Annotated in this window: 25 protein-coding genes; 15 read left to right on the top strand and 10 right to left on the bottom strand. The window is 75.0% G+C overall.

The window, feature by feature from the left end:
• The first annotated feature begins 206 nt into the window (after positions 1–206).
• Positions 207–1,664, top strand: a complete 1,458-nt coding sequence (locus amrb99_RS43285; protein ID WP_190867629.1) for a benzaldehyde dehydrogenase — start codon at positions 207–209, stop codon at positions 1,662–1,664.
• Here the strand turns inward: amrb99_RS43285 and amrb99_RS43280 are convergent.
• A complete protein-coding gene (locus tag amrb99_RS43280; RefSeq protein ID WP_190867627.1) occupies positions 1,652–2,326 on the bottom strand; it encodes a TetR family transcriptional regulator C-terminal domain-containing protein in 675 nt (224 codons plus the stop codon). The two genes, amrb99_RS43285 and amrb99_RS43280, sit on opposite strands and share 13 nt — an antisense overlap.
• A 74-nt stretch (positions 2,327–2,400) precedes the next feature.
• Between amrb99_RS43280 and amrb99_RS43275 the strand changes: the two genes are divergently transcribed.
• On the top strand, positions 2,401–3,648 hold the full coding sequence (locus amrb99_RS43275; protein ID WP_190867625.1) for an FAD-dependent monooxygenase: 1,248 nt from the start codon (positions 2,401–2,403) through the stop codon (positions 3,646–3,648).
• 11 nt (positions 3,649–3,659) lie between these two features.
• Here the strand turns inward: amrb99_RS43275 and erm are convergent, their stop codons facing one another.
• A complete protein-coding gene (gene erm / locus amrb99_RS43270) occupies positions 3,660–4,544 on the bottom strand; it encodes an ErmE/ErmH/ErmO/ErmR family 23S rRNA (adenine(2058)-N(6))-methyltransferase (protein WP_190867623.1) in 885 nt (294 codons plus the stop codon).
• Positions 4,545–4,983: 439 nt separating this feature from the next.
• On the opposite strand from erm, the gene amrb99_RS43265 reads away from it, so the two are divergent.
• On the top strand, positions 4,984–6,015 hold the full coding sequence (locus amrb99_RS43265) for an alpha/beta hydrolase (RefSeq protein WP_190867621.1): 1,032 nt from the start codon (positions 4,984–4,986) through the stop codon (positions 6,013–6,015).
• Positions 6,016–6,157: 142 nt separating this feature from the next.
• Complete coding sequence (locus tag amrb99_RS43260; RefSeq protein ID WP_190867619.1) at positions 6,158–6,436, top strand: hypothetical protein; 279 nt, start codon at positions 6,158–6,160, stop codon at positions 6,434–6,436.
• 61 nt (positions 6,437–6,497) lie between these two features.
• Here the strand turns inward: amrb99_RS43260 and amrb99_RS43255 are convergent, their stop codons facing one another.
• Positions 6,498–8,174 carry a DUF885 domain-containing protein gene (locus tag amrb99_RS43255; protein WP_190867617.1) on the bottom strand — a complete coding sequence of 559 codons (1,677 nt, stop codon included), beginning with the start codon at positions 8,172–8,174 and terminating at the stop codon, positions 6,498–6,500.
• Positions 8,175–8,253: 79 nt separating this feature from the next.
• Positions 8,254–9,021 carry a hypothetical protein gene (locus amrb99_RS43250; RefSeq protein ID WP_190867615.1) on the bottom strand — a complete coding sequence of 256 codons (768 nt, stop codon included), beginning with the start codon at positions 9,019–9,021 and terminating at the stop codon, positions 8,254–8,256.
• 185 nt (positions 9,022–9,206) lie between these two features.
• On the opposite strand from amrb99_RS43250, the gene amrb99_RS43245 reads away from it, so the two are divergent.
• From amrb99_RS43245 to amrb99_RS43215, 7 genes are all read left to right on the top strand, one after another.
• Positions 9,207–10,223 (top strand): MoxR family ATPase, encoded by a 1,017-nt coding sequence (locus amrb99_RS43245; RefSeq protein WP_190867613.1) that lies wholly within the window; start codon positions 9,207–9,209, stop codon positions 10,221–10,223.
• Entirely contained in the window at positions 10,220–11,260 is a 1,041-nt protein-coding gene (locus amrb99_RS43240; protein ID WP_190867611.1) for a DUF58 domain-containing protein, read from the top strand. Before amrb99_RS43245 ends, amrb99_RS43240 begins: the two co-directional genes overlap by 4 nt.
• Complete coding sequence (locus amrb99_RS43235; RefSeq protein ID WP_190867609.1) at positions 11,257–12,204, top strand: VWA domain-containing protein; 948 nt, start codon at positions 11,257–11,259, stop codon at positions 12,202–12,204. The genes amrb99_RS43240 and amrb99_RS43235 overlap by 4 nt, the downstream gene beginning before the upstream one ends.
• Before the next feature lie 93 nt (positions 12,205–12,297).
• Entirely contained in the window at positions 12,298–12,912 is a 615-nt protein-coding gene (locus tag amrb99_RS43230) for a methyltransferase (RefSeq protein ID WP_190867607.1), read from the top strand.
• Entirely contained in the window at positions 12,909–13,460 is a 552-nt protein-coding gene (locus amrb99_RS43225; protein ID WP_190867605.1) for a TrmH family RNA methyltransferase, read from the top strand. Before amrb99_RS43230 ends, amrb99_RS43225 begins: the two co-directional genes overlap by 4 nt.
• A 148-nt stretch (positions 13,461–13,608) precedes the next feature.
• Positions 13,609–14,853: an MFS transporter gene (locus amrb99_RS43220; protein WP_190867603.1), complete on the top strand. Its 1,245-nt coding sequence runs from the start codon at positions 13,609–13,611 to the stop codon at positions 14,851–14,853.
• Entirely contained in the window at positions 14,853–15,512 is a 660-nt protein-coding gene (locus amrb99_RS43215) for a class I SAM-dependent methyltransferase (protein ID WP_190867601.1), read from the top strand. Before amrb99_RS43220 ends, amrb99_RS43215 begins: the two co-directional genes overlap by 1 nt.
• A 69-nt stretch (positions 15,513–15,581) precedes the next feature.
• Here the strand turns inward: amrb99_RS43215 and amrb99_RS43210 are convergent, their stop codons facing one another.
• On the bottom strand, positions 15,582–17,147 hold the full coding sequence (locus amrb99_RS43210) for an MDR family MFS transporter (RefSeq protein ID WP_190867599.1): 1,566 nt from the start codon (positions 17,145–17,147) through the stop codon (positions 15,582–15,584).
• A gap of 153 nt (positions 17,148–17,300) precedes the next feature.
• Between amrb99_RS43210 and amrb99_RS43205 the strand changes: the two genes are divergently transcribed.
• Complete coding sequence (locus tag amrb99_RS43205) at positions 17,301–17,894, top strand: TetR/AcrR family transcriptional regulator (RefSeq protein ID WP_190867597.1); 594 nt, start codon at positions 17,301–17,303, stop codon at positions 17,892–17,894.
• Between the two features lie 79 nt (positions 17,895–17,973).
• Here the strand turns inward: amrb99_RS43205 and amrb99_RS43200 are convergent, their stop codons facing one another.
• Positions 17,974–18,189: an EF-hand domain-containing protein gene (locus tag amrb99_RS43200; RefSeq protein ID WP_190867595.1), complete on the bottom strand. Its 216-nt coding sequence runs from the start codon at positions 18,187–18,189 to the stop codon at positions 17,974–17,976.
• A gap of 116 nt (positions 18,190–18,305) precedes the next feature.
• On the opposite strand from amrb99_RS43200, the gene amrb99_RS43195 reads away from it, so the two are divergent.
• On the top strand, positions 18,306–19,112 hold the full coding sequence (locus amrb99_RS43195) for a glycerophosphodiester phosphodiesterase (protein WP_190867593.1): 807 nt from the start codon (positions 18,306–18,308) through the stop codon (positions 19,110–19,112).
• 34 nt (positions 19,113–19,146) lie between these two features.
• Here the strand turns inward: amrb99_RS43195 and amrb99_RS43190 are convergent, their stop codons facing one another.
• Positions 19,147–19,449 (bottom strand): type II toxin-antitoxin system Phd/YefM family antitoxin, encoded by a 303-nt coding sequence (locus amrb99_RS43190; protein WP_190867591.1) that lies wholly within the window; start codon positions 19,447–19,449, stop codon positions 19,147–19,149.
• Between the two features lie 93 nt (positions 19,450–19,542).
• Between amrb99_RS43190 and amrb99_RS43185 the strand changes: the two genes are divergently transcribed.
• Entirely contained in the window at positions 19,543–20,187 is a 645-nt protein-coding gene (locus amrb99_RS43185) for an ATP-dependent Clp protease proteolytic subunit (RefSeq protein WP_190867589.1), read from the top strand.
• 156 nt (positions 20,188–20,343) lie between these two features.
• Positions 20,344–20,688 (top strand): RNA polymerase-binding protein RbpA, encoded by a 345-nt coding sequence (locus amrb99_RS43180; protein ID WP_067472838.1) that lies wholly within the window; start codon positions 20,344–20,346, stop codon positions 20,686–20,688.
• Positions 20,689–20,796: 108 nt separating this feature from the next.
• Here amrb99_RS43180 and amrb99_RS43175 read toward each other — a convergent pair whose 3' ends face one another.
• From amrb99_RS43175 to lnt, 3 genes are all read right to left on the bottom strand, one after another.
• Entirely contained in the window at positions 20,797–21,351 is a 555-nt protein-coding gene (locus tag amrb99_RS43175) for an FxsA family protein (protein WP_190867587.1), read from the bottom strand.
• 87 nt (positions 21,352–21,438) lie between these two features.
• Positions 21,439–22,185, bottom strand: coding sequence for a polyprenol monophosphomannose synthase (locus amrb99_RS43170; protein ID WP_190867585.1), 747 nt, complete (start codon positions 22,183–22,185; stop codon positions 21,439–21,441).
• A gap of 5 nt (positions 22,186–22,190) precedes the next feature.
• Positions 22,191–23,789: an apolipoprotein N-acyltransferase gene (lnt, locus tag amrb99_RS43165; RefSeq protein ID WP_241756490.1), complete on the bottom strand. Its 1,599-nt coding sequence runs from the start codon at positions 23,787–23,789 to the stop codon at positions 22,191–22,193.
• Positions 23,790–23,824: the final 35 nt, after the last annotated feature.

The following is a 23,824-nucleotide window of genomic DNA, read 5'->3' as shown; positions in this document are numbered from 1 at the left end:
GGCGCCGCGCGGGCCCCGCAACGGGTTTTCCCGCCGGGGCGTGAGCGTGGTTTCGGCGGCGTCCGCCGCGGGACATTCCGTTCAGTGGAAACCCGTTGTTCCTCCGCCGGTCGGGTACGGCGAACCTGGGAGGACGGGCCGCGCCGCGCGGGCGGGGCCGCGTCGCGTCCGCGCCCGCGGGCGCGTGGTTCGAGGAGGAGCCGACGATGGCGTTGCTGGACCCCGGGACGTGGACGGACAAGATCTTCACCGGCGGGTGGGCCGCCGCGGACGGCGGCGTGCTGGAGGTCGTCGAGCCGGCGACCGGCGCGGTCCTCGGCACGCTCGGGCGGGCGTCGGCGCGCGACGTCGCCGCGTCGGCCGCCGCGGCCGCCGACGCGCAGCGCGACTGGGCGGCCCGCACCTACGAGGACCGCGCCGCGGTGCTGCGCCGCGCGGGCCGGCTGTTCGAGGAGCACGCCGCCGAGATCCAGGACTGGATCGTGCGGGAGGCCGGGTCGGTACCGGCGAAGGCGGAGCTGGAGGCGCACTTCGCGGCGGGCCTGTGCTACGAGGCGGCGGCGCTGGCCTCGCACCCGCAGGGCCTGGTGCTGCCGTCGGCGCAGCCGCGGTGGAGCCTGGCGCGGCGCCGCCCCGCCGGGGTGGTCAGCGTGATCGCGCCGTTCAACTTCCCGCTGATCCTGTCGATGCGGTCGGTCGCGCCGGCGCTGGCGCTCGGCAACGCGGTGCTGCTCAAGCCCGACCCCCGCACCGCGGTGTGCGGGGGCGTCGCCCTCGCGCGGGTCTTCCAGGAGGCGGGCCTGCCCGAGGGGCTGCTGCACCTGCTGCCGGGCGGACTGGAGACCGGCGAGGCGGTGGTCGCGGCGCCGCAGGTGCGGGTGGTGTCGTTCACCGGTTCCACCGCCGCGGGCCGCAAGATCGGGGAGGCGTGCGGGCGGCTGCTCAAGCGCGCGCACCTCGAGCTCGGCGGCAACAACGCCCTCATCGTGCTGCCGGGCGCCGACATCGCCAAGGCGGTGTCGGCGGGCGCGTGGGGGTCGTTCCTGCACCAGGGGCAGATCTGCATGACCACCGGGCGGCACCTGGTGCACGAGAGCCTGCACGAGGAGTACGTCGCCGCGCTGGCCGACAAGGCCGACAAGCTGCCGGTCGGGGACCCTGCGGCCGGGCCGGTCGCGCTCGGCCCGATCATCGACGAGGGACAGCTCGCGCACGTCGACGCGCTGGTCCGCGACACCGTCGCCGCCGGGGCGCGGCTGGCGGCGGGCGGCACCCACGAGGGCCTGTTCTACCGGCCGACGGTGCTGGCGGAGGTCACCCCGGACATGCCCGCCTACGCGCGGGAGGTGTTCGGGCCGGTCGCGCCGGTGGTGCCGTTCTCCAGCGCGGACGAGGCGGTCGCGCTGGCCCGCGACAGCGAGTACGGGCTGTCGCTAGGGATCCTCGGCGACGTCGGGCAGGCGATGGCGATCGCCGACGCGGTCCCGACGGGGCTGGTGCACATCAACGACCAGACCGTCAACGACGAGCCGGTGGTGCCGTTCGGGGGGCTGGCGGCGTCGGGGAACGGGTCGCGGTTCGGCGGCCCGGACGCCAACATCGAGGCGTTCACCGAGACCCAGTGGGTGACGATGCGCGGGGAGATCGCCCCTTACCCGTTCTGACGCCCCGCGAGCCCGGCCGCCGGCGCCGCCGGCGGCCTAGCGTCCTGTCGCGTGTTCTGTTGCGGGGCGTGGTGCGGGGTGTGGCGGGGCAGGACGCCGTCGAGGTACTCGGCGACGGCGGCGCGCAGGCCGGCGGCGTCCGGTTCGGGTCCGGCGCCGGCGACCGCGTCGAACAGCAGCCCCTCGACGAAGGCGACCAGCCGCGGCCCGTGCCGGCCGGGGTCGGGGGACCCGGCCCGGCGCATGAGGTCGGCGGCGACATCGCGGAACCCGCGCCCCAGCTCGTCGTAGATCGCGCGCAGCTCGGGGCGGCGGGTCGCCTCCAGCGCCAGCTCGTAGCGGGCCAGCACGGACGCGCGGTGCTCGCGCAGCTGCGCGTCCACCAGGCCGGCCAGCGCGTCGGCGAGCAGGTCGCGTCCCGCTCCGCGCAGGTCCGCGCCGAGCGGCGCGGCGGAGCCGGCGAACCGCCGCCGCTCCAGCTCGGTGAGGCGCCGCAGCGCCAGCTCCAGCAGCGCGGCGCGGGTGCGGGCCAGGTTGGAGGTGGACCCGGCGGGCAGTCCCGCGGCCTTGTCGACGGCGCGGTGGGTGAGGCCGCGCATGCCGGCGGCGGCGAGCAGCGCGAGGGCGGTGTCGGCGACCAGCTCGGCGCGCGGGGACGTCATGCCCCCGATCCTACCGGCGCCTCACTACAGGCGTAGTATCCGAACTACGGCTGTAGTGAGAAGGGGTGTCCGCAATGGCGCACGCGATCGTGATCGGCGGCGGGATCGGCGGCCTCACCGCCGCCGCGGCCCTGCACGCCCACGGCTGGACGGTGACGCTCCACGAGCGCGCCGCCTCCCTCGAACCCGTCGGATCCGGCCTGGCGATCGGCCCCAACGCGCTGCGCGCCCTGGACACCATCGGCGCCGGCGACCCCGTCCGGGCCCTCAACGCCTTCCAGGGCGAGGGCGGGGTCCGCCGCGCCGACGGGCGATGGCTGTCGCGCACCTCCATCCAGACCGCCGCCGACCGCTACGGCGACCCGCTCGTGGTCACCCTCCGCGCCGCCCTGGTCGACCTGCTCGCCGCCCGGCTGCCCGACGGCGCCCTGCACCTGAACTCCACCGCCGCCCTCGCCTCCCCCGGCGACGCCACGACCCCCGCGACCGTCACCACCAGCACCGACAGCGGCGCCGTCACGGGCGAGGAGACCGCCGACCTCGTCGTCGCCGCCGACGGCATCCACTCCCCGACCCGCGCGACGCTGTTCCCCGGCCGCTCCCCCATCCGCTACACCGGACTGACCGCCTGGCGCGCCGTCACCCGCGCCCCCGCAGGGAGCTTCACCCCCGCCGAGGCGTGGGGCCGCGGCACCGTCTTCGGGATCAACCCCCTCACCGGCGACCGCGCCTACCTGTACGCCACCGCCCCCGCACCCGAGGGGGCCCGCGCCCCCGGCGGCGACGAGCGCGCCGAACTGCTGCGGCTGTTCGGCGGCTGGTACGACCCCGTCCCCGCCCTGCTGGAGGGCGTCGAACCGGACGCGGTGCTCCGCAACGACGTCTACCACATGCCCAGGCCGCTGCCGGCGTTCCACCGCGGACGCACCGCGCTGCTCGGCGACGCCGCCCACCCCATGACCCCCAACCTCGGCCAGGGCGCCTGCCAGGCCATCGAGGACGCGGTCGTGCTCGCCCACCACGCGACCCGCGCCGCCGGCACCCCGCCCGGCCCGGACACCCGAGACGCGGCCGACGGGGCCGACGGGGCCGACGGGGACATGCCGGCCGCGCTCGCCGCCTACACCGCCGCCCGGCGGCGCCGCACCACCCAGGTGATGCGGCGCTCCCACCGGATCGCGCGGATGACGGCGCTGACGGGCGCGGTGCCGGTCGCCGCCCGCGACACCGCCGTCCGCCTCGCCGGGCTGCTCGGCCCGACCGCGCTCGTCCGGGAGGCCGACATGATCTTCCAGTGGCGGCCGCCCGCCGGCCCCGCCTGACCCGCCGCGTCTCAGCGGCCGGTCAGGGCCCGCACCAGCACGATCCACCGGTCCGGATGGACGTCGGCGACCAGCGCTCCGGGCGCGATGCCCGCCGCGGCCAGCGCCGCGTCCACCCGGCGCCGCGGATGCGCCGCGCACAGCGAGGCCCGCAGCGAACCGCCCTTCCCGGTGAACCCCAGGTCGACGCAGCGCAGGTAGTCGCCCATCGCGGCCGGCGGCAGCAGCGGGCGCGGCCGCCGCACCAGCCGCAGCACCGCGCCGTCCACCCGCGGCACCGGCCGGAACAGCCCGCGCGGGACCCGGCCGCCCGCCTCCCAGCCGAACTCCGGCCAGGTCCGCACGGTCAGCCGCGACCACCGCCCGTACCCGCCGGTGCGCTTGCGCGCGTACTCCAGCTGCGTGATCAGCGTCGCCGACGCCAGCCCCGGCGCCTCCAGCGCCCAGCCGACGATCCGCGACGTCGCGCCGAACGGGATGTTGCCGGCCAGGTGGAACGGGCCCGACGGCGGGCGGGCGGCCAGGAAGTCGCCGGTCACGCACCGCACGTTCGGCAGCGCCGCGCACCGCGCGCGCAGCCGCGCCGCCAGCCGCGGATCGATCTCGTAGGCCACGACACGCCCGGCACTGCCGACGCGGGCGGCCAGCGCGGCGGTGATGCGGCCGTCGCCCGCGCCGGCCTCCACGATCAGCGCTCCGGGCGCGGGCACGGCGGCGCGGGCATAACGGGCGATCGCCGCGGAATCGGACAGGAAGTTCTGCGACAGCGTGCGCCGCGCGTTCGCGCGCGGGCCGCCGTGGTGCTGCTGGTTCAGGGTCGCCGTCCTCGGCTCGCGGCCCCGGCGGGGCCGGCCGGACGGGCACCGGAGGCGCCGCGGGCACGCGCGAGGCGGCATCAGGCGGCAACACCGCACGCGTGACCGGCCGAGAAGACGTCGCGAAGGCGCGGCCGGGCCCGTCCGAGGTGGTTCATGGACGCTCGAAGGCCCTGGACCGCAGGCGGGGGAACGCCGACGAGCGCGCGCGACCTCTCAAGGCCGCCGCGCCGACGCGCGACAAGACAGGCGGGAACCTCGAAAACGGGCCCCGCCGGGAAGGTCAGGCGCGAGCGCGCGCCACCGGCCGGTCCAGGACGGGACGGGCCTCACGCAGCCTCGCTGAGACGGCGTGCCCGGTCCCCAGGACCGCGCTCTTCGTGAAACAGGCCATGCCGGCGATCGTAGGAGACCACCGGCCGCGCCCCCAACAGGTTTTCCCGCCCCGCGCGGCCTGCGCGCCGCCGCGCCCTCGTAGGCTGGGCCGCCCCACCGTCCGCCGCGCCGTCAGGGGAGGGCCATGGGCCGCGATCCGGACTACCTGGCGTTCCTGCGCCGCCGCCTCGGCGAACCCCCGCCCCGGCCCCCGGCCGCCTCCCCACCCGAGCCGCCCGAGCCGCCCGCCGGACAGGCCACCGGGGCCGCCCGGGCGGGCGGGCGCGACACGGCCCGCGCGATCGAGGACGCGCGCCGCGAACACGCCGCCGACCTGGCCCGCTCGCCCCGCCCGCCCGTCGCGATCGTCCGGGACGTCACCGTCGACGGCCCCGCCGGACCGCTGCCGGCCCGCCTCTACCACCCCGGCGGCGACCGCCCCGCACCCGCGATGGTGTACTTCCACGGCGGCGGCTGGGTCCTCGGCGACGTCGACTCCTACGACCCCGTCGTCCGTGCCCTCGCCCTCGCCAGCGGCGTCGCCTGGCTGTCGGTCGGCTACCGCCGCCCGCCCGAGCACCCCTTCCCCGCCCCGCTCGACGACGCCGTCGCCGCCGTCCGCTGGACCACCGCCCACGCCGGCCGCCTCGGCCTGGACCCCGCCCGCATCGGCGTCGCCGGCGACAGCGCCGGCGGCCAGCTCGCCGCCGCCGCGGCCGCCCTCCTGCGCACCGCCGGACCCGCCCGCCCCGTCCTGCAACTGCTGGTCTACCCGGCGCTGGACCTGCGGGACGTCCCGCCCGCCCCGCCCGACCCCGACGGTCTGCCCTGGCCGCCGTCGAACGTGCGCCGCGCCCTGCGCCTCTACCTCGACGGCGCCGACCCCGCCCGGCCCGAGGTGTCGCCGCTGCTGGACCCCGACCCTCGCGGCCTGCCGCCCGCGATCATCGCGACCGCCGAACACGACCGGCTCCGCCCCCAGGCCGAGGACCACGCCGGACGCCTGCGCGCCGCGGGCGTCCCCGTCACCCTCATCACCGGCACCGGCCTGGACCACGGCTTCCTCGGTTGGGGCTCGTTCGCGCGCCGCCCCGCCCGAGCCGTCGACCGCATCGGCGCCGCCGTCCGCGCCGCCCTCACCGCACCGCCACCGGCCGAGCGACCGGCCTCGCCTTGACCGGCCTTGACCGTCCCCCCGCCGGCGCCCGGCCCGCCCTCGCCGTCACTTGCCCCGGCCGTTTAACCGCCTTGACGTGGGCAATCACCATAGCGAGCCGGATTTTCACCGAACCTCGCCACCGGTTGAGGAGGGACCCGTCTTGAGGGCGACGCACCAGATGCGCATGGTCCGGGCCGCGGAGTCCGGAGTCGAGGAATGGGCCTGCCCGACCTGCGGCCGCCGGATGCTGCTGCACTGGCCGCCCCACTACAGCAAGCGGATCCTCGAACCCGGCGACGAGAGCGCCTCCCACGTCGGCTCCTGCACCGACCTGCCCGACGAGGACCCGGCCCCCGGCACCACCGCCGCCGACGCGCCGCGCCGCTGGCTCCGCGAGACCGGCGTCGACCCCGCCGTCGGCCCCTCCGCCCCCGTCTGACCCCAGGACCCGCCGGCACCAGCCCTGCCGGTACCAGCCCCGTCAGCCCCAGGACCCGAGCTCAAAGTCGCGCCAGCTCCGAGCGCAGCAGATCCAGCCCCATCGGTCCCAGATCCAGCGCCCGCCGATGGAACTCCTTCAGATCGAACGCCGCACCCGCCCGCCGCCGCGCCTCCTCACGCCCCTCCAGCCACACCCGCTCCCCCACCTTGTACGCGATCGCCTGCCCCGGACGCCCCAGATACCGGTCGATCTCGAACGAGATGTACGCGTCCGTCTCCGGCCCCGTGTGCGCCCGCAGGAACTCCCACCCCAGCTCCGGCGTCCACCGCTCCCCCTCGTGGAACCCCGCACCCTCCGGGATCTCCAGCTCCAGATGCATCCCGATGTCCAGCACCACCCGCGCCGCACGGAACTGCTGCCCGCCCGCCAGCATCCCCAGCCGGTACGCCGGATCCCGGTAATACCCCAGCTCGTCCATCAAACGCTCGGCGTACAGCCCCCACCCCTCCGCATGCCCCGGGCACAGCTCACCCGACAACCGCTGGAACCGGTTCAGCGTCGCGGCGTTCAACGTCGTCACGCCCAGCTGCAGGTGATGCCCCGGCACCCCCTCGTGGAACATCGTCGCCGGCACCGTCCACGTCACGACCTCCTCGTCCGGACCGCCGACCGTCCACCACACCGTCCCCGGACGCGACAGGTCCTCCGCCGGCGCCAGGTAGTACACCCCCGACTCCACCGGCGCGATCCGGCACTCCACCCGCCGCAACGGCTCCGGAATGTCGAAATGCGTCCCGTCCAGATCCGCGATCGCCCCGTCCGCCAGCTCCTGGATCCACGCCCGGAACGCCTCCGCGCCCCTGATCCGGTACGCCGGATCCGCGTCCAGCGCCGCCCGCACCGCCGCGACCGGCTCCCCCGGACCGATCCGCGCCGCCGCCTCCGACATCTCCGCCTCGATCCGCGCCAGCTCCCGCCAGCCCCACGCGTAGGTCTCCTCCAGATCCAGCGCCGTCCCCAGGAAATCCCGCACCCCCAGCCGGTACCGGTCCGCGCCCAGCGCGTCCCGCTCGGGCGCCCGCGGCGCCAGCTCATCGGCCAGGAACCCCGCGAACTCCTCCAGCGCACCCGACGCCGCCGCCACCGCCGCGTCCAACCGCCCCCGCAACGGCCCGTCCCCGTGCCGCCCCGCCAGCCCGGCCAGGAACCCCGGCATGTCCCGGCACTCCCGCACGTTCCGCAGCACCTGCCGCCGCGCCGCCACCCGGCCCCCGCGCAGTGACTCCTCCAACGACACCCGCAACCCCGCCAGCGCCCCCGGCAGCCCGCCCACCCGCGCCGCCACCGCGTCCCAGTCCGTCGCCGCGCCCTGATCCAGCAGATCGACCGCCGTCCGCAACCGCTGCACCGGACCGTCGGTGGTGTCCAGCTCCCACGCCCGCACCCCCGCCTCGTCCAGCTCCCGCTCGCACTCCAGACGCTCGCGCAGCACCGCGGCCCCCACGCCGGACGCACCGGACGCCCCGCCGCCGGACGCGGTGATCCGATCCAGCTCCGCCAGCGTCGACCGCGTCAGCTCCGCCCGCGCCGCCCGCCCCTCCGGCCCGAAATCGGTCAACCGGGACTCCTGCCCCGCGATCCCCATCATCGCCGCCAGGCACGGGTCCAACGCCGCGAAAGCGTCCACGTACCGGTCGGCCAGAGCGTCCACAGCGCTCACCTCAGAAGCGGTCATCGCTCCAGGCTAGGACACCCCGCCCCACCAAGCGATCATGAAAAGAACCGCGCGCCCCCACCGCCGGCCCCACCGCCGGTCACAGCGGCCCGCCGTCACCACCACCGCCCGAACCCGACGGCGACGGAGACGGCGACCCCGACGGCGGCGGCGTCGGCCTCCCCGGCTGCTGCGGCACCGACGGCGGCGCCGACGGAGCCACCGACGGCGTCGGCTCCGGCGGCTCCGGAGGCGGATCCTTCGGCCGCGGCTGACACGAGAACAAGACCGCCATCAACACCACCAACACCACCAACGCCGCCGCCAACGCCAGAACCGCGGCCACCAGACTCCGCTCCGGCGGACGCTCCGGCGCCGCCACCGGTCCCCCCACCGCCGGCTCCCGGCGCGGACGCGCCAACGCCGCCTCCGACGACCCCAGCCAATGCGGCTGGAACTGCGGACCACGCCGCCGCCCCCACCGCCGCGAACCACCCAGCAGAACCGGCTCCAGGAACCGCTCCGCACCCGGCCCCTCCGCCCCGTACGCCGTCGCCACCCACGGCGCCGGCCCATCCGGCTGCGCCGCCACCACCGGCGCACCCCCGCCACCACCCGCACCGCCACCATGCGCACCGCCGCGCCCCGCACCACCCGCACCCGGCACCGCCGCATTGATCGCCGCCCGGAACCGGTCCCGCGCCGCCGCGTCCTCCGCCGCACCCCGGTTCAGCACCGCCACACTCGCGCGCCGTCCCTGACCGTCCACACCCAGGAACACGATCCCGGCAGCGGACTCCGACAAACGCGCCGACAAACGGTACGGCCCCAGCTGAGCGGGATCGCCCGGGGGCAACGGCCTCGACATGGCCGCAACACTAACAACCGCGCCCGCCCCCGGCCCCCACCACGACCACCCCGCCACCCCCCGGACCCGCCCCCGACCACAGGCACCCAGACCACAGGCACGGATCGCGCATGAACGGGTACAAGTGATCGCGTAGGGTCGGAACGCGCCCGCTCACACCCGGCACACAGTGAGGGACACCCACAATGACCATCGCCGCCAACGACGTCGACGAGGCCGCCGCGCTGCTGCAGAGCACCCTCGCCGAGGTCAAGAAGGTCATCGTCGGCCAGGACCACATGGTCGAACGCATGGTCGTCGCCCTCCTCGCCCGCGGCCACTGCCTCATCGAAGGCGTCCCCGGCGTCGCCAAGACCCTCGCCGTCGGAACCCTCGCCAAAGTCGTCGGCGGCACCTTCGCCCGCCTCCAGTTCACCCCCGACCTCGTCCCCTCCGACATCGTCGGCACCCGCATCTACCACCCCTCCACCGAGCAGTTCGACGTCGAGCTCGGCCCCGTCTTCGTCAACTTCGTCCTCGCCGACGAGATCAACCGCGCCCCCGCCAAGGTCCAGTCCGCCCTCCTGGAGGTCATGGCCGAACGCCAGGTCTCCCTCGGCGGCAACACCTATCCCCTCCCCCGCCCCTTCATCGTCCTCGCCACCCAGAACCCCATCGAGTCCGAAGGCGTCTACCCCCTCCCCGAAGCCCAGCGCGACCGCTTCCTCATGAAGATCGACGTCCGCCACCCCTCCGCCCACGAGGAACTCCACATCCTCCAGCGGATGAGCGTCGACCCGCCCGAGGCCACCCCCGTCCTGGACGCCGACCGGCTCGCCGAACTCCAGCGCGCCACCGAAGAGGTCTCCGTCCACGAACTCGTCGCCGACTACATCGTCCGCCTCGTCATGGCCACCCGCGAACCCGAGCAGTACCGCCTGCCCGACCTGCGGCCCGTCATCGAGATCGGCGCCAGCCCCCGCGCCACCCTCGGCCTCGTCGCCACCTCCCGCGCCCTCGCCCTGCTGTCCGGACGCGACTACGTCCTGCCCGACGACGTCCAGGCCGTCGCCCGCGACGTCATCGCCCACCGCCTCGTCCTCACCTTCGACGCCCTCGCCGACGGCACCGACCCCGCCGAGGTCGTCGACCAGATCCTCGCCGCCGTCCCCCCGCCCCGCGTGGTCTGGAACCACGGCGCCGCGGCGGTGACCACCGCATGACCACCCGTCCCCGCCGCGACGACACCCTCGCGCAGCTCGCGCCCGAACGCACCCTGCGCCGCCTGGAACTCCAGGTCACCCGCCGCCTGGAAGGCCTGCTCAACGGCGAGCACCTCGGCCTGCTCCCCGGCCCCGGCACCGAACTCGCCGAAGCCCGCCTCTACCAGCCCGGCGAGGACGACGTCCGCCACATGGACTGGGCCGTCACCGCCCGCACCACCACCCCCCACGTCCGCGACCTCGTCGCCGACCACGAACTCGAAGCCTGGGCCCTGGTCGACCTCACCCCCAGCATGGACTTCGGCACCGCCGGCATGGTCAAACGCGAACTCGCCGTCGCCGCCCTCGCCGCCGTCGGCTTCCTCACCGTCCGCCTCGGCGACCGCGTCGGCGCCTACCTCCAGCACCCCGGCGGCCTGCGCCGCTGGCCCGCCCGCACCGGCAAGGCCGCCCTCTACGCCCTCCTGCAGGCCGTCCTCGACGCCCGCACCGAACCCGGCACCGGCCCGCCCGCCGCCATGGCGGGCACCACCGCCACCGCCGGCACCCCCCACAGCGGCCTCGCCGCCGCCATCACCTCCCTGGCCCGCGGCCAGACCCGCCGCGGCCTGCGCGTCGTCATCTCCGACTTCCTCCCGCCCGGCCCCGGCGCCCCGGGCGCCGACCCCGGCACCGACCCCGACGCGCAACCCGACTGGGAGAGCCCGCTGCGCCGCCTCGCCGCCCGCCACCAGGTCCTCGCCGTCGAGGTCATCGACCCCCGCGAACTCGACCTGCCCGACGTCGGCCTCGTCGAGATGACCGACCCCGAGACCGGCGCCGTCCACGAGATCGTCCTCAGCCGCCGCACGCGCGAACGCTACGCCCGCGCCGCCGCCGCCCAGCGCGACCACACCCGCGCCGCCCTGCGCCGCTGCGGCGTCCACCACCTCGTCCTGCGCACCGACCGCGACTGGATCGCCGACGTCGCCCGCTTCGCCGTCCGCCAGCGCCGCGCCGCCGGGCGGGCCGTCTCCACCGCGGGAGTGCGCCCATGACCTTCCTGTCGCCCGAACGCCTGTGGCTGCTGGCCCTCGCGCCGATCCTCGTCGGCCTCTACATCGTCCTGCAGATGCGCCGCCGCAACTACGCGGTCCGCTTCACCAACCTCGCGCTGCTCTCCCAGGTCGCGCCGAAACGGCCGGGCTGGCGCCGGCACGTCGCCGCCGCCCTGTTCCTGATCATGATCGTGCTGATGATGATCGGGTTCGCCCGCCCCGCCAGCTCCGTCAAGGTGCCCCGCGACCGCGCCACCATCATGGTCGCGGTCGACGTGTCGCTGTCGATGATGGCCCAGGACGTCGCGCCGAACCGGATGGAGGCCGCCAAAGCCGCCGCCAAGAAGTTCATCCGCGAGCTGCCGTCCCGCTTCAACGTCGGCGTCGTCTCCTTCGCCGGCAACGCCAACCTCATCGCCGCGCCGTCCGCCGACCGCGACACCGCGATCGCCTCCCTCGACCAGCTCAGCCTCGCCAAGCGCACGGCGATCGGCGAGGCGGTGTTCACCTCGCTGCAGGCGATCCGCACCTTCGACACCCAGGCCGCGCACGACCCGCCGCCCGCCCACATCGTGCTGCTGTCCGACGGGGACAACACCACCGGACGGTCCGTGCAGGAGGCCATCGACGCCAGCCGCACCGCGCACGTCCCGGTGTCGACCATCGCGTTCGGCACCCCGTACGGCACCGTCGACATCGAGGGGGAGACCACCAGCGTCTCGGTCAACAAGGAGGCGCTGAAGACCCTCGCCACCAGCACCCAGGGCAAGGCCTACGAGGCCGCCGACGCCGGGCAGCTCCGCGACGTGTACTCCAACATCGGCACCTCCCTGGGCTTCAAGACCGAGCACCGCGACGTCGCCGCCCGCTACACCGGCATCGCGCTGCTGTTCGCGCTGGCGGCCGGTGGAGCGTCCCTCGTCTGGTTCTCCCGCATGCCGTGACCTCCGGCCCGCCGATCTTCAGCGGCTGATCTTCGGCCGCCGGGGGGCCGCGGCGGCGCGGGGACGTCCCGAACGCTGATACGGTCGGCCGACGTGGGGGAACACTACTTCGCCGCGCGGCCCGGGGCCGCGAGCCGCCGCCGCACCGTGGACCTGGTCCTGCCGGACCTGCACCTGCGGCTGGAGACCGACAGCGGTGTGTTCTCCCCCGACCGCGTCGACGCCGGCACCCGCGTCCTGCTGGAGACCGTCCCCGCGCCGCCGCAGGCCGGCGACCTGCTCGACCTCGGCTGCGGCTACGGCCCCATCGCGCTCACCCTGGCAAGCCGCTCGCCGCAGGCGAGTGTATGGGGGGTAGATGTTAATCAGCGGGCGTTGGAGCTCGCTGAATTGAATGCCAACACCGCCGGCCTTGACAATGTAAGGTTCAGTTTGGCGGACGAGCTCGACCCCGGACTGCGCTTCGCGGCGATCTGGTCCAACCCCCCGATCCGGATCGGCAAGGCCGCCCTACACGACCTGCTGCTGGCCTGGCTGCCCCGCCTGTCCCCCGGCGGCCTCGCCCACCTGGTCGTGCAGAAGCACCTCGGCTCCGACTCCCTGCAGCGCTGGCTGAACGACCAGGGCTTCCCCACCGAACGGATCGCCTCGCGCTCCGCCTACCGCGTCCTGCGCGTCTCGTCCCGCACGGAAGGCCACACCCGATGAGCACCACCGACTCCGCACCCGGCCGCCGGCAGCTGCGTCCCACCGACGTCAAGCGCCTCAACCGCGACTGGCGGCGCCGCACCGAGGGCCGCCTCGGCCTGCTGGTGGAGTCGGTCACCCAGCCGTTCAACATGGGCTCGATCATCCGCAGCGCCGCCGTGTTCGGCGTCGAACGGCTCTGGCTCGCCGGCAACGCCACGCCCCCCGACCAGCGCAACGTCGCCAAGACCGCCCTCGGCACCGAACGCCTCGTCCCCTGGGAGCACGCCGGCACCCCCGCCAAGGCCGCCGCCGCCGTCCGCGAGGAGGGCATGCGGCTGGTCGCGATCGAGCTGACCGGCGACGCCGTCCCGCTGCACGAGGCGCCGCTGGACGGCGACGTCTGCCTCGCCGTCGGCGGCGAGGACCACGGCTGCTCCCCCGCCCTGCTGGCCGCCGCCGACGCCGTCGCCTACATCCCCCAGATCGGACGGGTCGGCTCCCTGAACGTCGCCGTCGCCACCGCCATCGCCCTCGCCGAGGCCCGCCGACGCGAATGGTCGTCCTGACCCGCAACACCGGGCTATGATCACGCCTGTGCTGTTCCTCCGTGCGTAGAACGCCGCGCTGACCGCCCCTCCCCGGGCGGCCCGCGCTTTCCGGCGTCCACGCACGTCCCCTCCGCGTCCGCCGCGGACCCTTTCGAGGAACACGCTCATGGCCCCCTCCTACACGGCCGTCCCGCGCGCCCCGCACGCCGCCCGCACCTTCGGCGCGGCACTGCTCGGCCGCCTGTCCTACGGCACGGTCTTCCTCTCCCTCACCTTCGCGCTGACCGCCTCCACCGGCTCCTACACCACCGCCGGCGCGCTCATGGCGTCGCTGGGCCTGACCATCTCGGTGCTGTCGCCGCTGCGCGCCCGCCTCATCGACCGGTACGGTCCCCGCGCGGCCCTGCCGCCGATGTCGGGCGCCTACGCCCTGGCGCTGCTCGGCCTCGCCGCCGCCACCTGGCGTCCCGGCGCGCCCGCCGCCCTGCTCGTGGCGCTGATCGCCGCGGCGGGCGCGACCGCTCCCCCGCTCGGCCCGGTCATGCGGGCGCTGTGGAACGACCTGGCCGCCGGCGAGGCGCTCCGCCGGCGCGCCTACAGCCTCGACGCCGTCGCCGAGGAGCTGCTGTTCATCACCGGCCCGCTCCTCGCCGGTCTCGCCGCCGCGGCGGCGTCCCCGTCCCTCGGCGTCGCCGCGAGCGCCGTCCTGGTCGCGGCCGGGACGCTGGGGCTGGTCACCTCCCCCGCCGTCCGCCCGCGCCCGCACGGGCACCGCCCGCCGCGGGCCGGCCGCGCCCTGCGGTTCGCCCCCGTGACCGCGGCGGCCGCGACCGGCGCCGCCCTCGGCTGCATGGAGCTGCTGGCCGTCGCGTCCGCCCGGCACCACCACCACGCCACCGGCGGCGCGTGGGTCATGGCGGCGATGTCGGCCGGCAGCGCGCTCGGCGGCCTCGGGTACGGTGCCGTCGCCTGGCGCCCGTCCCCGCGCGTGCGGCTGGCCGTCCTCGCCGGCGCGCTGGGCACCGCCGTCGCCGCCGCCGGGCTCGCCCCGACCGTCGCCCTGCTCGCCGCCGCGATGTTCGCCGCGGGCGCGTTCGTCGGGCCCTCGCTGACCACCTCCTACCTGCTGGCCGACGCCGAGGCCGCGCCGCGCGACCGGGTCCGCGCGAGCGCCTGGGTCAACACCGCGGTCAACCTCGGCTCGTCCGCCGGGACGGGAGCCATCGGCGCCTGCCTGGACGCGCTGCCGCTGCCCGCGTGCTTCGCGGTCGCCGCCGCCCCCGCCGTCCTCGCGGCGCCCGTGCTCCTGGCCCCCCGGATTTTGCGGAAACGGCAAAAGAGTTCGCCGAAAACGGTCCCGGGAACGAGCATGGCAGCGGAAACCACCACCGCACATCCCAAGGACGCATGATGAGCGACGACGGCACCACCGCCGAGGAGTTCTGGGACGCCCGCTACTCCGAGAGCGAGCGGATCTGGAGCGGCGACCCCAACACCGTCCTGGTCCGCGAGACCGCGGACCTGCCGCCCGGCACCGCCCTCGACCTCGGCGCGGGCGAGGGCGCCGACGCGGTCTGGCTGGCCCGCCGCGGCTGGCGCGTCACCGCGGTCGACATCTCCCGCGTGGCCCTCGAGCGCGGCGCCCGGCACGCCGCCGACGCCGGGGTCGGCGACCGCGTCGACTGGCAGCACCACGACCTCGCCGTGTCCTTCCCCAAGGGCGAGTTCGACCTGGTGTCCGCGCACTTCCTGCACTCCCCCCGCGAGATGCCCCGCGAGGAGATCCTGCGGGCCGCCGCCGCGGCCGTCGCGCCCGGCGGGGTCCTGCTGGTCGTCGGCCACGCCGGTCCGCCGCCGTGGGAGCAGCGGGACCCCGACCACGGCGACGGGCACGACCACCACCACGACATGCACCTGCCCACCCCGGAGGAGGTGCTGGCCTCGCTGCGCCTTCCGCAGGACGCCTGGGAGGTGCTCCACAGCGGCGAGCACGAGCGCGTCCAGACCGCCCCGGACGGCCGGACCGTCACCCGCACCGACAACGCCCTCAAACTGCGCCGCCTCCCCTGACCCCGCGAGTCCCGTCCCCGGCCGCGTACACCACCGGGGACGGGACTCGCGCCGCCTGACCACCACCGGCTACGCGGTGGGCGTCGGCGCCGCCTGCGGACCGCCTGTGCCCGAGTCCGGCCGCCCCGCGCCGGCACCGCCCTCGGAGGCGACGGCCCCCGGCTTCCCCGCCGGGGGCCCGGCCTTGCCGCGCAGCGGGACCTCCTTCACCAGCAGCGCCGCGACCAGCGAGACCGCGCACACGACCGCCCCCACCAGGAAGATCTGGTGCGTACCGGTGGCGAACGAATGCAGGTAGGCGTCCCGGGCGGCCCCCTGCACGGCCGCCGCGCCCGCCCCGTCCGCAGGGAGCCCGCCGTCCAGCGCCCGGTTGAACAGCGACCCGAACACCGCCACCCCGACCGACCCGCCGATCGTCCGGAACAGCGTGATCGCCGCCGACGCCGCCCCCATGTCGCGCATCTCGACGCTGTTCTGCGCGATCGTGGTGACCATCTGCGTCAGGAAGCCCATCCCCACCCCGACCAGCGCCATGTAGCAGCCGGTCAGCGTGCGGGACGTCGCGGCGTCCATGGTCGACAGCAGCAGCAGGCCCGCCGTCATGCACGCCGTGCCGAGCACCGGGAAGACCTTGTACCGGCCCGTCGCCGACATCACCCGGCCGCCGATCTGCGAGACCAGCACCACGGGCGCCATCATCGGCAGGAGCAGCAGCCCGGAGTCCGACGCCGACGCGCCCTGGACGGTCTGCTGGAACAGCGGCAGGTACAGCGAGCACCCGAAGATCGTCGTCCCCGACACCAGCATCAGCACCGACATCAGCGGGAAGTTGCGGTGCCCGGTGAAGATCCGCGGGGGCAGCAGCGGCTCGGCGACCCGCCGCTCCACCGCCGCGAACGCCGCGACGCCGGCCGCGGCCGCCGCGAACAGCGCCAGGACCTGCCACGACGTCCACGGGTAGGTGCTCCCCGCCCACGTCGTCGCCAGCACCAGCGCGGAGATCACCGCCGTCATCAGCGTGATGCCCGCCCAGTCGACCCGGGCCCTGGCGCGGGCCGCCGGCAGCCGCAGCAGGAACCAGCACCACACCAGCGCGATCGCGCCGAGGGGCAGGTTGACGTAGAACGCCCAGCGCCAGCCGGCGTGGGCGGTGATGAACCCGCCGACCAGCGGCCCGCCGATCGTGCCGACGGCCATCACCGACGCGGTCATCCCCTGGTAGCGCCCCCTCTCCCGGGGCGGCACCAGCGATCCGATGAGCGCGAACGCGAGGGCGCCGATGCCGCCCGCGCCGAGCCCCTGCACGGCGCGGAACGCGATCAGCTCGGCCATCGACCGCGCGGCGCCCGACAGCGCCGACCCGGCCACGAACACCGCGACCGACAGCAGGTAGACGTTCTTGCGGCCGAACAGGTCGCCGCACTTGCCCCAGACGGGCGTGGACGCGGCGGTGGCCAGCGTGTAGGCGGTGACGACCCAGGAGATGTGCTCCAGGCCGCCGAGGTCGCCGACGATCGTCGGCATCGCCGTGCCGACCACCATGTTGTCCAGCATCGACAGCAGCATCGCGAGCATCACGCCCAGCAGGGCCCACCGGACGGCGCGCGCCGGCGGGGACGGATCGGATGCGGGCATGGCTGATCACCTCATTCGTCGCGGGAATCGGGGAGCGCCGGGCCGCATCGGGGCGTCGCCGCCGGGCCCGGCCATCCCACAAAAGCACACTCGATACAAAAGTGCAACGAGTCAACATTTCAATCGAGGCAACCGAAGGGCTAGGATGGCCGCATGACGGAGACGATGGGCCGCCGGGAACGCAAGAAGGCCGCCACCCGCAAGGCGCTCGCCGACGCCGCCCTGCGGCTGTTCCTCGAGCACGGCTACGACAACGTCGGCATCAAGGACGTCGCCGAGGCCGCCGACGTCTCCACCACCACGCTGTTCAAGCACTTCCCCAGCAAAGAGGCGCTGGTGTTCGACCTGGACGCCGACGTCGAGGCCGCCCTCGTCGCGGCCGTCCGCGACCGGCCCGCAGGCACCTCGGTGCCGGCCGCGCTGCGCGAGCACATCCTGCGCCGCAAGTTCATCGACCCGGACCGCGCCACCGCGGACTTCACCAGGCTCGTGAACGGCCACCCCGCCCTGCGCGACTACAGCCACCGCATGTGGATGCGCCACGAGACCGCGCTCGCCCGCGCCATCGCCGAGGACGCCGGCCGCCCCGAGGACGACGCCGCCTGCGCCGCCCTCGCCCACTTCGCGCTCGAGACCTCGGCCCTGGCCCGGAACCGCTCCGACCCCCGCGAGGCCGTCGAGCGGGCCTTCGACCTCCTGGAGGGCGGCTGGTCCGCCGCCCTCGGCGCCGCCCCGACGGGCCACTGACGCACCGAACCCGGTGCGCACATCACGACGGCCCGGCCGCACACCCATCGGCGTGCGGCCGGGCCGTCGAACGCGGTGGTTACGCGGTCCGCTCCATCAGCGCCGCGAACTCCTCCAGCGAGATCTTGCCGTCGTGGTTGGCGTCGGCCGCCACGACGACCTCCACGGCGCGCGTCTCGGTGATGCCCTGCCCGAGCCTGGACATCAGGTTCTTCAGCTCGGCCGTGGAGATGTACCCGTCGCCGTCCACGTCCACCAGCTCGAACGTCGCGCGGTACTCGTTCACGTCGGCCATGGGGCTGCTCCTCTTGCTGATCGCCTGGGGAGGCGACGTTAGCAGCCACGGCCACGGCCCGGCGCCTTTACATGGTAAGGTTAGGTCGGGTGCGGGTGTCCGCCATAATCGGACGGGTGCCCCGCTCGTACGCCTTCCTCGACCACCCGGGCCCGATACCGTTCGCCCACCGCGGCGGCGCTAGCGGCCGGCCCGAGAACTCGATGGCCGCCTTCCAGCGCGCGATCGACCTCGGCTACCGCTACCTGGAGACCGACGCCCACGCCACCGCCGACGGCGTCGTCGTCGCCTTCCACGACCGCACCCTCGACCGGGTGACCGACCGGACGGGCGCGATCGCGCGGCTGCCCTACGCCGAGGTCGCCAAGGCCCGCATCCGCGGCACCGAGCCCATCCCCCGCCTCGAGGACGTCCTGGCCGCCTGGCCGGACGCGCGCGTCAACATCGACCTCAAGGACGCGCCGGTCATCGGCCCGCTCGCCGAGGTCCTGCACCGCACCGGCGCCTGGGACCGGGTCTGCATCACCTCGTTCTCCACCCGCCGGCTCGCGCAGATGCGGGCGCGCCTGCCGCTGTTCAACGCCAAGGACGTGTGCATGGCGCTCGGGCCGCGCGGGCTGATGGCGCTGCGCGCGAGGTCCTACGGCGGGCCGACCGCCAAGCTCGTCCGGCTGGCCGCGACCGGCGTCGCCTGCGCCCAGGTCCCCTACGGCCTCGGGCCCGTCCCGTTCGTCACCGAGTCGTTCATCGCCGAGGCGCACCGGCTGGGCCTGAAGGTGCACGCTTGGACGGTCAACGACCCCGCCGCGATGAACCGGCTCCTCGACATCGGCATCGACGGCATCATGACCGACGACCTGGTCGCCCTCCGCCACGTCATGGCGTCCCGCGACCTGTGGCCGCGCCCCACCCCGGCTCCCTGAACCCGGCGCCCTGAGCCCGCTCGGCCGGGCCGGATCAGCGGCCGAAGCCCGGCGGGCGGCCGGGACGGTACTCCGCGGCGATCCGCAGCGGCGGGTGCTGCGGGCGATCGGGCTGCGGGCGGTCGGACTGCTGGGAGGCGGCGGGGCCGGCCTGGGTGAGGTCCACGCGCCCGGCGCGCAGGCTCTCCAGCAGCTCCAGGTCCTCCGCCGACACGAGGGCGGCCATCACCTTCCCACGGCGGGTCAGCGCCACGCGCTCACCCGTGTAGGCGACCCGGTTCACCAGGTCGGCGAACTCCTTGCGTGCCTCCGTCACCGGCTTTTCCACGCTGTTCATCGTATAGCGAACTCCCCTGGTCCCCTCCGGCGCGCGCCTGTAGCGTCTCTGGACGTACAGACTGTACGTTCTGTACAGATCGAGGGAGGGTGCATGCTCGAACGACCGCAGGAGGACCGTCCCGGCGGGCGGGTGGAGACGTTCGCGCCGCGGACGTCGGCGAAGGTGGCCGAGGCGCCGCGGCTCGCGGACGCGCAGCTGCACGAGCGGCTGCTCGCGCAGCGGATCGTGTTCCTCGGCACGGAGATCGACGACCAGGTCGCCAACCGGATCAACGCGCAGCTGCTGCTGCTCGCCGCGCAGGACGCGCGCCGCGACATCACCATCTACATCAACTCCCCCGGCGGCGTGGTCGACGCCGGGATGGCGATCTACGACATGATGCAGTTCGTCCCGAACGACGTGTCGACGGTGGCGATGGGCATCGCGGCCTCGATGGGGCAGACGCTGCTGTGCGCGGGGACGGCCGGCAAGCGGTACGCGCTGCGGCACGCCCGGGTGATGATGCACCAGCCGCACGGCGGGATCGGCGGCACCGCGTCCGACATCAGGATCCAGGCGGAGCAGTCGCTGTACCTGAAGCGGACCCTGGCCGAGCGGACCGCCTTCCACACCGGCCAGCCGCTGGAGAAGATCGAGGCGGACGGGGACCGGGACCGCTGGTTCACCGCCGAGCAGGCCCGCGAGTACGGATTCGTCGACCAGGTCATCGACGGGACCGACCACGTCGGGTCCTGACGCGCGACGCGACGGCGGGCGCCGCCGGACGATCGGCGCGGGCGGCGCGGTGCGGCCGCAAAGAGCAGGGTTGGGCGGCGCATGATCCGGGAATCTTGTGATGGTGTCCAGCGTTGGTGAGGACAAGACCGCAAGCCGTCTGGGAGGCACGTGACGATGGCCGAGCGCGCACTTCGCGGCACCCGACTCGGAGCGACGAGCTACGAGAACGATCGCAACACCGATCTGGCCCCTCGGCAAGAGGTGGACTACACCTGCACGAAGGGCCACCGGTTCACCGTGACGCTCGCAGCCGAGGCCGAGGTGCCGATGACCTGGGAATGCCGCAGCTGCGGCGCCACGGCCCTGCGGGTCGACGGGGAGCTGCCCCAAGCCAAGAAGGGGAAGCCGCCGCGCACCCACTGGGACATGCTCATGGAGCGCAGAACCGTGGAGGACTTGGAGGAGGTCCTCGCCGAGCGGCTGGAGATCCTGCGAGCGGGGCGCAGGCGATCGGCATGACCCGCTGAGAGCTCGACGGAAAGGGCCCGCACCGGAAGGTGCGGGCCCTTTCGCATGCCCCGTGAACGAGTGCAGTGTGAACGATCGACGTGATCGGGCTCCGCCGGGTCAGGTCCGGGACGGGTGGTCGTCCTCCTCGACGACCTCGCCGCGGACGACCGGGCCGCGCGGGGTGCCGGGGTCGCGCGCGTCCGCGCCCGGATCGAACGGGTCGAAACGGCCGAACGGCCCTAGCCCGGGACCGCCGGGCCCGCCGGCGGAGGGCGGGAACGTCATCGACGCGCGGTCGCCGGCGAGGCGCACCCGCCTGGCGGCGTACCGGGACGCGACGCGGCGGACCAGCGGCCGGGTGAACGGCAGCACGATCAGCAGGCCGAGGACGTCGGTGATCAGGCCGGGGATCAGCAGCAGGACGCCGCCGGCCATCACCAGCGCGGAGTCGCCGAGCCCGCGTTCGGGCACGGTGCCCCGCCGCAGCGCGTCCTGCAGGACGCGCCAGGCGCGGCGGCCCTCCCGGCGGACGATCCAGCCGCCCAGCACGGTCTCGGCCGCCAGCAGCGCCAGCGTCGGCCACAGGCCGATCACCTCGCCGACCTGGACGAGCAGGACGATCTCCACGACCGGTATCAGCAGGAACGCCAGGACCAGTGCGAGCGGCAGCATGGCTCCATTTTCGGGTTGCGGATTGCCTGTACCGGTGTCAACGCCGGGACGCCCCCGAACGTTTCCCCTGGAGGCGCCCGCGGCGCGTCAGCCGGACCGGTCGCGCTTGCCCGAGCGCTCGGCCACCCCCCACTGGGTGATGCGCAGCGCCGCCTCCATCATCACGTCCCGGCTCATCTTGCTGGTGCCGTGCTCCCGCTCGACGAAGGTGATCGGCACCTCGACGACCCGCAGCCCCTTGTGGAGCGCGCGCAGCGCGAGGTCGATCTGGAAGCAGTAGCCGCGCGAGTCCACCCCGTCCAGGCCGATCTTGTCGAGCGTGGCGGCGCGGAACGCGCGGTAGCCGCCGGTGGCGTCGTGCAGCGGGATCCGCAGCATCATCCGTGCGTAGGTGTTGGCGCCGCGCGACAGCGCCTCGCGCCGCTTGGGCCAGTTCTCCACCTTGCCGCCGGGCACCCAGCGGGCGCCGATGACCAGGTCGGCGTCCTCCAGCGCGGCCAGCAGCCGGGGAAGCTCCTCGGGCTGGTGGGAGCCGTCGGCGTCCATCTCCACCATGACGTCGTAGCCGTGCTCGGCGGCCCACCGGAACCCGGCGATGTAGGCGGGGCCGAGTCCCTCCTTGCCGGTGCGGTGGAGCACCTTCACCTGGTCGTCCGCGGCGGCCATGGCGTCGGCGACCTCGCCGGTGCCGTCCGGGCTCGCGTCGTCCACGACCAGCACGTCCACCGACGGCACGGCCTTGCGCACCCGGCCGGTGATGCGCTCGATGTTCTCCCGCTCGTTGTAGGTCGGGATGATCACGAGCACCCTGCCGAGGTCGGCTGGGATCTCCATCGGTGTCAATTCTCCTCGTTCTTCCTGGCCGTCGTCCATGCCGCGGCGCACAGCGCCCCGATACCCACCGCGACCAGCACCCATTCCGGCCACTCGCCGACCCGGTCGGCCAGGGTCCGCTCGGTGCGCTCGGGGACGCTCGCGACCTGGATGTCCGGCACGAACTCCCTGGACCGGTCGATCATCCGGCCGTCCGGGGCGACGATCGCGCTGATCCCGCTCGTCGCGGCAACCAAGATCGTACGGCCATGTTCGACCGCGCGCAGCCTCGACATGGCGATCTGCTGGGGCGGCAGGCTGGTGCGGCCGTAGGTGGCGTTGTTGGTCTGGACCACCAGGATCCGGCCGCGGGAGACGTCGCGGACCTCCCGGTCGTAGGCGACCTCGAAGCAGATCACGTCGCCGATGTCGACGGGCCCGAGCCGCATGACCCCGGACCGGGTGCCCTTCGCGAAGTCCCGGGGGATCAGCTCGAACCGCTTGATGATCTTGGTGAGGACGTCCCGGTACGGCAGGTACTCGCCGAACGGGACGGGGTGCCGCTTGACGTAGTAGTCGCCGGGGCCGGTCACCGGGTCCCAGACGATGCCGCGGTTCTCGACCTTCTTGCGGTCGGGGGTGTCGGTGAGGGCGCCGACCAGGACGGGCACGCCGACGTCCCGCACGGCCCCGTCGATGGCCCGGTAGGCGTCGGGCTCGGTGTAGGGGTCCAGGTCGCTGGAGTTCTCCGGCCAGACGACCAGCTGCGGCCTGGCGACCTTGCCGGCGCGGATCTCGGCGGCCAGCTCGTGGGTGGCCGTGACGTGGTTGTTCAGGACGGCCTTGCGCTGGCCGAGGAAGTCCAGGCCGAGGCGGGGCACGTTGCCCTGGATGACGGCGACGGTGACGTGCGGGCCGTCGGCGGGCGTCGGGATGAAGGCGCCCGCACCGGTGACCGCGCCCGCCACCACCAGGGCCAGGGCGGCGGAGACGGCCGCACGGCCCCTGCCAGGGCCGCCGGCGGCGCGCGCGGCGCCGTCCGCGCCCTCACCGCCCGTCTCGCCGGCCTCGGGGGCCGGGCGCGGCCGGCGCAGCCGCCAGGCGGCGACGGCCGCGAAGGCGAGCAGGCCCCCGACCAGGGCGGTCAGGAAGGTGACCAGCGGCGCCCCGCCGATCGAGGCGTACGGGGTCAGGGGCGTGGCGGTCTGGCTGAAGGCCAGCCGCGCCCACGGGAACCCGCCGAACGGCTCACGGCCGCGCAGCGCCTCCTGGGCGACCCACAGGGCCGCCGTCCACACCGGCCAGCCGGGCAGCCGGGTGACCAGCGCGATGGCGGCGCCCATGGGGATGAAGTACAGCGCCTGCACCAGGCTCAGCACGGCCCAGGCGTCGGGGCCGACCGGGATCAGCCCGTCCAGGGTGGGCAGGAAGAACGCGGCGCCGCCGAGGAAGCCGAGCCAGGCGCCGGTGCGGGCCGCCTGGCCGCGCATCGCGAGGGTGAGCGCGGCGACGGCGACGGGGCCCAGCGGGGTGAGGTCGAACGGCGGGAACGCCAGGCACAGCGCGGCGCCGGCTATCAGGACCACGAGGGTGCGGGGCCAGCCGGCGCGCCCGCCGGTGCGCAGGAAGCGGCGCAGCGCGCGGCCGCGCCGGGCGAGGC

The organism is Actinomadura sp. RB99, from assembly GCF_014706005.1.
Taxonomy (GTDB): Bacteria; Actinomycetota; Actinomycetes; order Streptosporangiales; family Streptosporangiaceae; genus Spirillospora.
Note: the sequence above shows the minus strand (reverse complement) of the source record. Positions and strands in the feature narration are given on the sequence as shown.

Excerpts from the sequence above, each read along its gene's own strand:
- amrb99_RS43285 (WP_190867629.1), top strand. The coding sequence starts at position 207 with ATGGCGTTGCTGGACCCCGGGACGTGGACGGACAAGATCTTCACCGGC.
- amrb99_RS43280 (WP_190867627.1), bottom strand. The coding sequence starts at position 2,326 with ATGACGTCCCCGCGCGCCGAGCTGGTCGCCGACACCGCCCTCGCGCTG.
- amrb99_RS43275 (WP_190867625.1), top strand. The coding sequence starts at position 2,401 with ATGGCGCACGCGATCGTGATCGGCGGCGGGATCGGCGGCCTCACCGCC.
- erm (WP_190867623.1), bottom strand. The coding sequence starts at position 4,544 with ATGCCGCCTCGCGCGTGCCCGCGGCGCCTCCGGTGCCCGTCCGGCCGG.
- amrb99_RS43265 (WP_190867621.1), top strand. The coding sequence starts at position 4,984 with ATGGGCCGCGATCCGGACTACCTGGCGTTCCTGCGCCGCCGCCTCGGC.
- amrb99_RS43255 (WP_190867617.1), bottom strand. The coding sequence starts at position 8,174 with ATGACCGCTTCTGAGGTGAGCGCTGTGGACGCTCTGGCCGACCGGTAC.
- amrb99_RS43250 (WP_190867615.1), bottom strand. The coding sequence starts at position 9,021 with ATGTCGAGGCCGTTGCCCCCGGGCGATCCCGCTCAGCTGGGGCCGTAC.
- amrb99_RS43245 (WP_190867613.1), top strand. The coding sequence starts at position 9,207 with ATGACCATCGCCGCCAACGACGTCGACGAGGCCGCCGCGCTGCTGCAG.
- amrb99_RS43240 (WP_190867611.1), top strand. The coding sequence starts at position 10,220 with ATGACCACCCGTCCCCGCCGCGACGACACCCTCGCGCAGCTCGCGCCC.
- amrb99_RS43235 (WP_190867609.1), top strand. The coding sequence starts at position 11,257 with ATGACCTTCCTGTCGCCCGAACGCCTGTGGCTGCTGGCCCTCGCGCCG.
- amrb99_RS43225 (WP_190867605.1), top strand. The coding sequence starts at position 12,909 with ATGAGCACCACCGACTCCGCACCCGGCCGCCGGCAGCTGCGTCCCACC.
- amrb99_RS43220 (WP_190867603.1), top strand. The coding sequence starts at position 13,609 with ATGGCCCCCTCCTACACGGCCGTCCCGCGCGCCCCGCACGCCGCCCGC.
- amrb99_RS43215 (WP_190867601.1), top strand. The coding sequence starts at position 14,853 with ATGAGCGACGACGGCACCACCGCCGAGGAGTTCTGGGACGCCCGCTAC.
- amrb99_RS43210 (WP_190867599.1), bottom strand. The coding sequence starts at position 17,147 with ATGCCCGCATCCGATCCGTCCCCGCCGGCGCGCGCCGTCCGGTGGGCC.
- amrb99_RS43205 (WP_190867597.1), top strand. The coding sequence starts at position 17,301 with ATGACGGAGACGATGGGCCGCCGGGAACGCAAGAAGGCCGCCACCCGC.
- amrb99_RS43200 (WP_190867595.1), bottom strand. The coding sequence starts at position 18,189 with ATGGCCGACGTGAACGAGTACCGCGCGACGTTCGAGCTGGTGGACGTG.
- amrb99_RS43190 (WP_190867591.1), bottom strand. The coding sequence starts at position 19,449 with ATGAACAGCGTGGAAAAGCCGGTGACGGAGGCACGCAAGGAGTTCGCC.
- amrb99_RS43185 (WP_190867589.1), top strand. The coding sequence starts at position 19,543 with ATGCTCGAACGACCGCAGGAGGACCGTCCCGGCGGGCGGGTGGAGACG.
- amrb99_RS43180 (WP_067472838.1), top strand. The coding sequence starts at position 20,344 with ATGGCCGAGCGCGCACTTCGCGGCACCCGACTCGGAGCGACGAGCTAC.
- amrb99_RS43175 (WP_190867587.1), bottom strand. The coding sequence starts at position 21,351 with ATGCTGCCGCTCGCACTGGTCCTGGCGTTCCTGCTGATACCGGTCGTG.
- amrb99_RS43170 (WP_190867585.1), bottom strand. The coding sequence starts at position 22,185 with ATGGAGATCCCAGCCGACCTCGGCAGGGTGCTCGTGATCATCCCGACC.